This window comes from Anaeromyxobacter sp. SG66 (assembly GCF_022690805.1).
GTDB lineage: Bacteria > Myxococcota > Myxococcia > Myxococcales > Anaeromyxobacteraceae > Anaeromyxobacter > Anaeromyxobacter soli.
In genome coordinates, this window is sequence record NZ_JALCZC010000132.1 from 1 (window position 1) to 10,282 (window position 10,282).

Below are 10,282 nucleotides of genomic sequence, written 5' to 3' on the forward strand. Positions count from 1 at the left end.
TCGCCACCGCGCCCGGCGGAGGGGCGACGGGCGCGCCGGCGCTCGCAGGGGCGGCCGGTGCGGGCGCCTGCTGCTGCACGGAGGCGGGCTGCGCGCTCGCAGGGGCGGGCGCAGGCGAGGGAGCGGGCACGGCCGCGACGGCCGGGACGCGCTCGAGCTGCTTGTTCGTGTACCAGACGACGCCGGCAGCGCCGGCCGCGACGAGGAGCGCCACGGCGGTCACGCCGACCCCGACCGCGCGCGAGATGCTGCGGCGGCTGCGCGCCTCCTCGGCGCCGCGCGCCACCGACGAGCGGCGCTCGATCTTCTTCTCCTCGGTCTTCTCGAGCCCCTTGATGGGGAGCGGGATCGCGCCGGTCGGATCCACCCCGCCGCCCTCCGGCAGCGCGTCGACGAGCGACTTCACGCCGCCGAGGGACCTCGGCTCGGCCTTCTGCGCCGGCGCGCCGCTCGAGGCGATCTCCTCGCTCGCGAGGGCGGCCAGGGCGGAGGCCGCCACCGGCTTCCAGGAGACGTCCGCCCCCGGCTGCGCGGCGAAGTCGCCGCGCGAGGCCTCCGGGCGCGGCTCGACGGGGCGGGACCCCCTCCCCTGCGGCACGGGCGCGAGCTGCGCCGCGAGCTCCGCGACGCTGGAGAGCGGCTGCCAGTCGCCCATCCCCGGACGCCACACGAGCGAGTCGGGGCCGACGTCGCCGCCCTCCCACTTGCGCTTCACCTCGGCGATCGGCAGCGGGCCGACCTGCGCCTGCCCGATCGCGACGTACCACTCGGTCGAGGGCGCCGGGGCCGCCGCGATGCGTGCGGCGTCCTCGTCGCCCATCGCCTGCGTGGCCGAGAGGTCGGGCGCGGGCTCGGGCTTGCGCGCGGGCGCGTCCCCGAAGGCGTTGTCGAACGCGTTGCCGAGCTCGACGTCGAGGCCGCCGCTGGGGATGGGGGCGGACGCGGCGGGCGCGACCGCGGGCTCCTCCGCGGGGCGGCGGACGTGGATGACGGTCCCGCACTTCTTGCAACGGACCTTCACCCCGGACGGCCCGACCTTCTCGTCCGAGATCATGTACTGCGCGCTGCAGCTGTCGCAGGTGAATTTCATGGGTAAGCCCGCGTCGATCCTAGGTTTGGGTAGCGTCCAGCGTCAAGGAGCGGGACCTCACGCCGGCACCACGCAAGACACCCCGAGCTTCTCCCGGAGCGTGCCGTACTCCTCGGAGACGCAGAACCCCGCGAGGTCGCGGAGGCGCGTCTCCTCCCTCAGCTTCGAAACCTGGGGCTTCTCGGCGACCACCGCCCGGCGGACCACGTCGAGGTCGCCCGCCACGAGCGTGGCCACCCGGTTCGAGGTCAGCTCCGCGCCGTCGAGGTAGGCCCGGACGTCGCCCGGGTGCTGCAGGTCGCAGTAGCTCCGGGCGAGGAGCTTCAGGGTGTTCTTGGTGACGTTCTCCGGCAGCGTGCGCTCGAGCTCGCGCTTGAGCTTCTCGACGAGGTGCGGATCCGCCGTGACGACGAACCGGGAGCTCCCCACCGAGCAGGCCGCCTGGAAGACGAGGTCGAGCTGGTCGTGCGGCATGAGCCGGGCGAGCAGGAGCTCCGGGCGCGCGAACGCCATCGCCTTCGCGATCGCGAACCAGAGCTCCTTCTTGGGCCGCTCCCGGAACATGTCCTCCGAGGCCACGAGGCCCGCCGGCTCCGTGGGCACGAGCTGCAGCCGCTGCGGGACGTCGTCCTTGCGGAAGAGCCGCAGCCGCCCCTCGAAGCCGAGGGTGCGCTCCACGTACTTGAACATGTTCGCGAAGAAGAGCATCGAGCCGCGCACGTCGAGCTCGTCCTTCTTCGGCGTGATCCCGAGGTCCTTCTCGCGCTGGACGAACATCCCGCGGGCGTGCAGCGCGAGCAGCGTCATGATGTCGGCGAGCGGCCCCTTCACGCGCTCGTGGAGGAGGAGCGCCCAGAGCGCGTCGTCGAGCGGCCGGCTCGCCTGATCGCGCGCGAACTTCTTGAGGCGGCCGACCACCTGGACCTCGTCGCCGCTCGCGCCGCCCAGGAGGTGGACGCGCACCTGCGCCGCGCCGTAGGCGAGGTCGTACTGCTTGCGGGCGGCGTGGAGCGAGACGAGCGCGGAGGCCGCCTTCTGCGGCTTCGCCCCGAGCTTCACGAGCTGCCGGTAGGCGGCGATCGCGCCGGCCTCCTCGCCGGGCTTCTTCGCGGCGAGATCGGCGTAGGCCTCGAGCGCGGCCGCGTCCTCCGTGTCCGAGCGCGCGACGACGCCGTAGGCGGTGCGGGCGCCGTCCTCGTTGCGGAGCACGTCGCGGTAGAGATCGCCGAGCGTCCGCCACAGCGCGACGCGCGCCTGCGCGACGTCGGGCGTCTTCGGGAGCCGCTGGATCATCCGCACGTACGCCTGCTCGAGGTCGGTCCAGCGCTTCCCCTTCGTGAGGATCTCCTCGATCTTCGCGAACGCCTGGACGAGGCGCGGGTTCCGATCGAGCGCCTTCTCGAGCTCCGCGACCGCCGCGGTCTCGTCCTTCACCTCGTCCTGCAGGACGTCGGCGAGCGCGGCGTGCAGCCGCGCCGCGCGGACCGGATCGGCCTGGACCTCCGGGCGGGCGATGATCTGCGCGAGCACGTCGGCGGACTTCTGGCCCTGGCGCGTCTCGCGGTAGAGGCCGAGGAGCGCCTCGGTCACCGGGAGCGCGGTGGGATCGAGCTTCGAGGCGGCGAGGAATGCGTCGATCGCCTGGTAGGGATCCTTGAGCCGGTCGCGACAGGCCTCGCCGATGGCGACGAGGTTCGCGAGCTTGGCCGGGCCCTCGAGGAGGGGCAGCAGCCGCTGCCGCTGCTCCACCGCGCCCTCCACGTCGCCCATCGCCTCCAGGGCGGCGACGAGGCTCTTGCGCGACGGCTCGTGGTTCGCGTCGATCTCGAGCGCCTTCTTGTAGGCGTTCGCGGCGCGCTCGGTCTGCCCGAGCTTCCCGGCGATCTCGCCGATCTGCCAGTGCGTCTCGACGACCTCGAGATCGGTGAGCGCGTCGCGGTGGTGCACGATCACGGTCGTGAAGATCCGGAGCGCCTCCTCCCACTGCTGCTCGGCGACGAGCAGGTTCCCGAGCCCCTCGAGCGCGGGCAGGTAGGTCGAGTCGAGCTCGTAGGCCCGGCGGTAGCACGCGAGCGCCTTGTCGCGCTTGCCGAGCTTCTCGGCGACGTAGCCCTGGCGGTAGGACTGCCGGCAGAGCTCCTTCGGATCCCCCTCGAGCGCGAGCGCCTCGACCACCCCGTCGAGCACGCGCTCCGCGTCCGGCCAGCGCGCCTGCGCGACGTAGATGTCCGCGAGCGGCCGCGCCGCGTCGGGGAAGCCCGCGGTGCGCTTCAGCGCCTCCTCGTAGTAGCGCGCCGCCTGATCGCGGTCGTCGCGCTCCTCGTGGTAGATGCGGCCCGCCGACGCGTAGAGGCCGGTCTTCTCCGCAGCGTCCGGCGTGTAGCGGGCCTCCTCGAGGAGCATCTCCAGGAACCGGTCGCGATCCCGCTCGCGCTCGGCGATCCCCTTCAGCGCGCGGAGGGCGGGCAGGCAGCCCGGGTCGAGCTGCAGCGCGCGCGCGTACGCCTCCTTCGCGCCGGCCGCGTCCATGAGCATGTCCTCGTGGATGGCGCCGATGCGGACGTGGATCTCGACCGCGTCCCGGGCGCCGCCGGCGATGCGCGCCTCGCGGCGCAGCATGTCGAGGGCCAGGTTCCAGTTGCCGCTCCGCTCGTACAGCCGGCCGAGCGCGGAGACGGCCTCGCGCGAGTCCGGGTCGAGCTGCAGGGCGTGGTTGAAGATCGCCTCCGCGCGGTCGACGCGGGACATCTCCTTCCACCACACCTCGCCGATGGCGACCTCGAGCGCGACCTGCTCGCGCCGGTCGGTCACGAGCGACAGGTGGTGCTGCATGACGCTGATGAGCCGGTCCCAGAGCCCCTCGTCGCGGTAGAGCCGCTCGAGCCCCTTCACGGCGGCGAGGTTGCCGCCGTCCACGCGGAGGATGGCCTCCTCCTTCTCGATGGCGGCGCGCGGGTCGTGCAGCTTCTCCTCGTGGATCCCCGCGCTCTTCGCGAGGATCCGCACCCGCTCGCGCGGGTCCTCGGCCAGCGCGATCTGCCGCTCGTAGACCCGGTTCAGCTCGGCGAAGCGGTCGAGCTTCGTGTAGAGCCGCTCGAGGCCGGCGAGCGCGCCCGCGCTCCGGTCGTCGAGCCCGAGGACGGTCCGGTACGCCTCGACCGCCGCCTCGTCGTCGCCGATCTCGTTCTCGTAGAGCGCGGCGATCTGGAGCTGGAACGCGATCCGCTGCGCGTCGTCCGGCGCGAGGTCGCGCGCGCGGGAGAGCACGCCCGCGAGGTCCGCCCAGCGCTGCTCGCGCCGGTAGAGGCCGGAGAGCGCCTCGAGCGCGAGCGCGTCCGCGCCGTCCAGCTCGAGGACGCGCCGGAGCGCGCCCACCGCCTCGTCCACGTCGCCGAGCTCGCCGTCGTAGATCTTCGCGACCTCGAGCAGGGTCGCCTTCTTCTCCTCGAGCCCCGCCGCCGCCTCGAGCTTCTGCTCGAGGGTGATGACGAGGTCGCGCACGCGGCCGCGCCGCTTGAAGAGCTCGGTGAGCGCCTCGAGGGCCTCCGGGCTCGCCGGATCCGCCTCCAGCGCGCGGCGGAAGGCGGCCTCCGCGCCCTCCAGGTCGTCGAGCCGCTCGTCGCGCAGCTTGCCGAGCCGGAGCATGAGCCGCGCGCGCACGATCCCGCGCGCCTCCTCGGAGACCTGCTCGAGCACCCCGGCGAGCTCCTCGTGCGCCTCGGTCTCGTCGGCGAGCCGCTCCGCCGCCTCGAGCGCCTCGGCGTCGCCGGGCGCCTCCCCGAGCGCGCGGCACCAGGAGAGGAAGGCCATCTCCTTCTGGCCGAGCTTCTTCTCGTGGACGCCCGCGACCTCCTTCAGGAGCGCGACCTTCTCGGCGGGATCGACCACGTTGGGGGCGAAGACGTCGCAGGCCCGCGTGAACGCGCGCCAGTTGCCGGCCGCCTGGTGGATGGCGCGCAGCGCGTCGTAGGCGGTCCGGTTGGCCGGGTCGAGCTCGAGCACCTTGTCGAGCGCCGAGGCGGCGGCGTCCGGGCGACGCTGCTGCTTCCAGAGCTCGGCCACCGCCAGCCAGGCCGGGATCGCCTCGGCGGGCCCGCCCTGCGCGGCGAGGAGCGCCGCGCGGGCCTCCGCCGCCCGCACGCCCTCGGCGGCTGCGCCGGCCGCCCGGAACACCTCCTCGATCCGCACCAGCTCGTCGGCCCCGTGCGGCTCGATGTCGAACGCGAGCTTCGCCTGCTCGATGGCCTCGCGCTTGTTGCCGGCGCGGAGCAGCACCTCGGCGAGCTCGAGGCGCACGCGCTTCACGCCCGCCGCGTCCTCCTGCACCGGCACGAGGCGGCGGTAGACGCCTGCGAGCGCCTCCACGTCGCCCTGCGCCGCGTGGATGTCGCGCAGCGCCTCGAGCGCCCGGCGGTTCTTCGGATCCGAGTCGAGCACCGCCTTGTACGACTGGGTCGCCTGCGCGAGGTCGCCGAGGCGCGAGCCGAGGATCGCCCCGAGCTTGTCGTTCAGCCGGGCGATCTCCCGCCGGTCCACGGTGGCCTGCACGCGCAGGCGCAGGTGCTGGGCGAGGTCCTGCCAGCGCTCGAGCCGCTCGTAGAGGTCCTCGAGCGCGGCGAGCGCGCCGTCGTGGCGCGGCCGCGCGGCGAGGAGCTCCTTCCAGAGCGCGACCGACTCGTCGAGGTGGCCGAGGTCGGCCGCCAGCGCGGCCATCTTGGCGAGCACGCGCTCGCGCGCCGCGGCGTCGCCGGGCGCCACCCGCTGCGCGGCGAGGTTCCGGAAGAGGTCCTCGCGCCGGCCGGCCGCCTCGTAGAGCTCCTCGAGGGCGCGGAGCGAGGCGACGTGGCGCGGGTCGGCCGCGGCCGCGGCCTCGTAGGCCTCGGCGGCGCGGTCCGGCGCGGCGAGCCGCTCCTCGCACAGCTGGCCGAGCCGGAACAGGGTCTGCACCCGGTCCGCCCCCTGCGCGACGTGGGCGCGCTGCGCGAGCACGTCGGCGAGGTCCTCCCACTGCTCGAGCCGCTGGAAGAGCCGCTCGAGGGCGGGCAGCGCCTGCGCCGCGGAGCTCTCGTCGAGCGCGACCGCCTTCCGGTAGAAGCCCGCCGCGCGGGAGGGCTCGGCGAGCTTCTCCTCGTAGAGCGCGCCGAGCCGGAGGGCGACCTGGGCCGTCTCCACCGGCGGGAGCCGGTCGAGCTCGTCCTCGTAGATCGCCGCGAGCTCCTCGTCGTGCCCGCTCGTCTCGGCGAGCGCGTCCATGCGGGCGCGCAGCGCACCGTCGGCAGGGTCCTCGCGGAACGCCTTGCAGAGCGCCAGGAACGCGAGCTGCGGGTCGCCGAGCTGCCGCTCGCGGAGCTCCGCGAGCTGCACGTAGAGCGCCTTGCGCTCGAGCGGGTCCGGCCGCTCCGCGGCGCGCAGCTCGAGCACCGCGGCCTGCTTGGCGGAGTCGCCGCCGCGGCCGTACACCCCCTCGAGGATGGTCGCCGCGCGCGCGTTCGCAGGATCCTTCTGGAGCATCCCCTCCAGCCGGGCGATCGCCTCCGGGTGATCCGGGCGGGCCGCGAGCACCTCCTCGTAGAGGGAGAGCGCGCCCTCCCGGTCCACGAGGCGCGTCTCCTTCAGCTCGGCGAGCCGCTGGCGCAGCGGCACGAGCGCCGCGTCGTCGCCGGCGGCGGCCGCGGCGTCGATCTCGCGCGCGAGCACCTCGCCGAGGTCCACCCAGCGCTCGGTCCGGACGCAGAGCCGGTCCATGCGCGCGAGCGCGTCCCGGTCGTGCGGGGCGACGTCCAGCAGCCGGCGCAGGCTCTGGATCGCGCCGGCGAGGTCGCCGAGCCGCTCGTCCTGCACGGCGGCGAGCTCGGCGAGGAGCGCGGCGAGGCCGTCGGGCGACTCCTCTTGCGCGATCGCGCGCCGCAGCGCCTGCGCCAGCGCCTCGGGCTCTCCCCCCTCGCGGAGGGCGGCGACGAGCCCCGCGGTCGCCTCCCGGTCGTCCGGCGCGAGGTCGAGCAGCCGCTGCCAGGCCTCTGCAGCGCGGCGCGGATCGTCGTTCGCGAGCCGCGCGATGCGCCGCTGGTACTCGGCGCGCGCGGCGGGGTCGAGCGCGCGATCGGCGTGCTCCTGGAGCAGCGCCCCGAGCTCGTCCTCGAGGCCGGCCGCCTCCGCGTGCCGCGCGGCGAGCTCGAGCGACTCGAGCGCGTCGGGGTCGGCGGCGAGGGCCCGGCTCGCGGCGAGGAACGCCATCTCCGAGTTCTTGAGCTGACCGCCGTACACGGCGGCGACCCGGCGCAGGAGCGCCGCGCGGGCGGCGGGCTCGGTCTGGTGGGCCGCGCGCGCCTCCAGCACCTCGATCACCTTCGCGTGCTCGCCCTCGGCCGCGAAGATCGGCTCGAGGAGCATCGCCGCCTCGACCGCGGCGGGCCCGCTCCCGCGGGCGAGGTCCTCGAGCGCGGCGAGCGCGGCGGGGTGGCGCGGCACCTTCTCGAGCACCGCGCGGTAGCAGTCGAGCGCGCCGTCCGCGTCCGAGAGCCGCTGGTGGCGGATCCGCCCGAGCCGGTAGCGCAGCTCGGCGGCCTCGGCGACCAGGTTCGGCTGCCGGTCGGCGACGGCGACCTCGCGCGAGAGCACGGTGGCGAGCTCGTCCCACTTCTCGGCGGCGCCGAGCAGCTTTCCGAGCAGGCGCAGGGCGTTCGGGTCCTCGGGATCGACCGACAGGATCTTCCGGTAAGCGGCGACCGCGCCGTCCCGGTCGGAGAGCTGCTCAGCCATGATCTTCGCCACCTCGAGCAGGAGTTCCTTGCGTGCGACCGCGGCCGGAGCGACGTCGGCGAGCCGCCCGAGCGTCCGCGCCAGCTCGCGGTGCGCGCCGAGCTTCCGGTAAACGCGCGCGAGCGCGCCCAGCACCTCGGCGCTCGGCGCGACCTCCGCGATCTTCTCGTACCAGCGCGCCGCGGCGTCGGGCCGGCCGAGCCGATCCGCGGAGATCACCGCGAGGCGCCGCTCGAGCTCGAGCGAGACCTGCGGGGAGAGCCCCGGCGTGCCGAGCGCGTCCTCGAACGCGCCGGCGAGCTCCTCCCAGGCGCCCGTCGCCGCGGCGAGCCGCTCGAGCTCGGCGCGGGCACCGGGCGCGTCCGCGCCCCGCCTCAACGCGCCCTGCAGCTCTCGCAGCTTCGCGCCGAAGGCGCGCCCGCGGTCCCCGAGCCGCTCCTGGAGCGCCGCGATCTCGGCGAGGAGCGGCACCCGCTCGGCGTCGTCCGACGTCTCGAGCCGCACCTCGAGGAGCGCCGCCAGCTTCCGCGCGTCGCCGGCTGCGCGGTGCACGTCCTCGAGCACGCGCGCCGCGTCGCCGCGCGCGTCCGGCCGCGCGAGGAGCCGCTCGAGCCCGGCGACCGCGCCCGGATCGCGCGGCCGCTCGGCGAGCACGTCGGCGTACGCCTCGATGGCGGGGCGCGCGTCGGCGCCGGCCTCCAGGGCCGCGGCGCGCTTCAGGAGCAGCGGCACCCGCCGCCCGGGATCCCCGGCGGCGCCGTGCGCGAGGGCGGCGACCACCTCGAGCCACTCCGCGTCGCCCCGCGGCAGGAGCCGCTCGAGCCCCTCCAGCGCCGCGACGTCCGCGGGCGCCTCGGCCCGGGCGGCGCGGTACGCCTCGAGCGCCGCGGCCGGATCCCCGAGCTCCTCGGCCACGCGCGCCGCGTGGAGCAGGTGCTCGGCGCGCTCGGGCCCCTCGGCGAGCGCCGCGCGCCGCCGGGCGCGCTCCAGGTGCTCGGACGCGGGGCGCGCCGCGGCCGGATCCCCGAGCTCCTCGGCCACGCGCGCTGCGTGGAGCAGGTGCTCGGCGCGCTCGGGCCCCTCGGCGAGCGCCGCGCGCCGCCGGGCGAGCTCCAGGAGCTCGGACGCGGAGCGCGCCGCTGCGTAGAGCGCCTCGAGGGCCTCGAGCGCCTCCGCGTCGTCGGTGACGGACTCGAGCACCCCCCGCCACGCCTGGATCGCCGGGGCGCCGCCGCCGTGCTCGGTGCGCAGGCGCGCGGCCTTCCGGCGCAGGGCGAGCCCCTCGTCCGGAGCCTCCGACCGGGCGGCCTCCTCCCACACGTCGCACAGCGCGTCCTCGTTCCCCGTCGCGCGGGCGAGCCGCTCGAGGTCCTCCGCGACCCCCGCGCGCGCGCCGCCGCCCTCGGAGAAGGCGCGGCAGGCCGCCACGAAGGCCATCGCGGGCTCGCCGAGATCGCGCTCCATCACGGCGCGGATCTCGGCGAGGAGCCCGGCGCGCTCGGCGGGATCCTGGATCGCCGCGAGGCGCCCCTCGCGCGCAGCGATGCGCTGGGCGTGCTCGCCGGCCTGCGTGAGCGCGGCGTCCGCGAGGTCGAGCGCGTCCCGGCCGACCTCGCCCGGCGTCGCCGCGAGCGCGACGATCGCGTCGCGCGAGGCGATCCGGGCCGGATCGCGGCGGAGGAGCTCGCCGTGCAGCTCGAGCGCCCCCGCCGGATCGTCGAGGCGCGTGCGGCGGAGCTCGGCGAGGCGCGCGGCGGCCTCCGGATCGAAGCCGCGCGCGAGGCGCCGCTCCAGCGCGGCGGCGAGGTCCGCGGGCCGGTCGAGCCGCTCGTGCAGCCGCTCCAGCGCTGCGCCCGCCTCCGCGTCCTCGGGGGCGAGGGCGGCCACGCCGCTCCAGGCGGCCGCGGCGCGATCCGGGTCGCCGAGCTTGCCCTCGGCGACGGCGGCCTCCTCGCGCAGCGCGTCCTCCCGCGCCGCGGGGTCGGTGGCGCGGCGCGCGATCTCGGCGCAGACGTCGGCGAGCTCGCCCCACCGCTCGCGCGAGCGGTGCAGGCGGCGCAGGGCGGAGAGGGCCTCGCGATCGCCGGGCGCGGCGGCGAGGAGGCGGCTCCACCCCTCGGCGGCGCGGTCCGGGTCCTTGCGGCCGTCGGCGAGCTCCGCGCGCTCGCGGAAGATCGCGGCGCGCAGCTCCGGCGGCGCGCTCTCGCCGATCGCGTCGTACACGCGGGCGCACGCCTCCTGCTCCTGCGCCTCTGCGGCGAGGCGCCGGAGCTCGGCGCGGTGCGCGGCGTCTGCGGGCGCGGCGCGCACCGCCTCGGCCATCGCGAGGAACGCGAGCGAGACCTGGTGCAGCTCCTGGTCGTGGACCCGCGCGGCGGCGCGCCAGGCGGCGGCCCGGGCGGCGGGGTCGGCGGCGAAGCGCGCCTCGGCCTC

Annotated in this window: 2 protein-coding genes; both read right to left on the reverse strand. The window is 76.2% G+C overall.

Going from position 1 to position 10,282, the window contains the following annotated elements; genetic code table 11:
• Positions 1–1,090 (reverse strand): GYF domain-containing protein (locus MNZ39_RS21465; protein WP_242341144.1); only part of this gene is annotated, 1,090 nt, incomplete at its 3' end.
• Between the two features lie 57 nt (positions 1,091–1,147).
• On the reverse strand, positions 1,148–10,171 hold the full coding sequence (locus MNZ39_RS21470) for a tetratricopeptide repeat protein (protein ID WP_242341145.1): 9,024 nt from the start codon (positions 10,169–10,171) through the stop codon (positions 1,148–1,150).
• Between the last annotated feature and the right edge of the window lie 111 nt (positions 10,172–10,282).

What these genes read in the sequence shown, in the direction of transcription:
- MNZ39_RS21470 (WP_242341145.1), bottom strand. Translation starts at nt 10,171, where the DNA reads ATGGCCGAGGCGGTGCGCGCCGCGCCCGCAGACGCCGCGCACCGCGCC.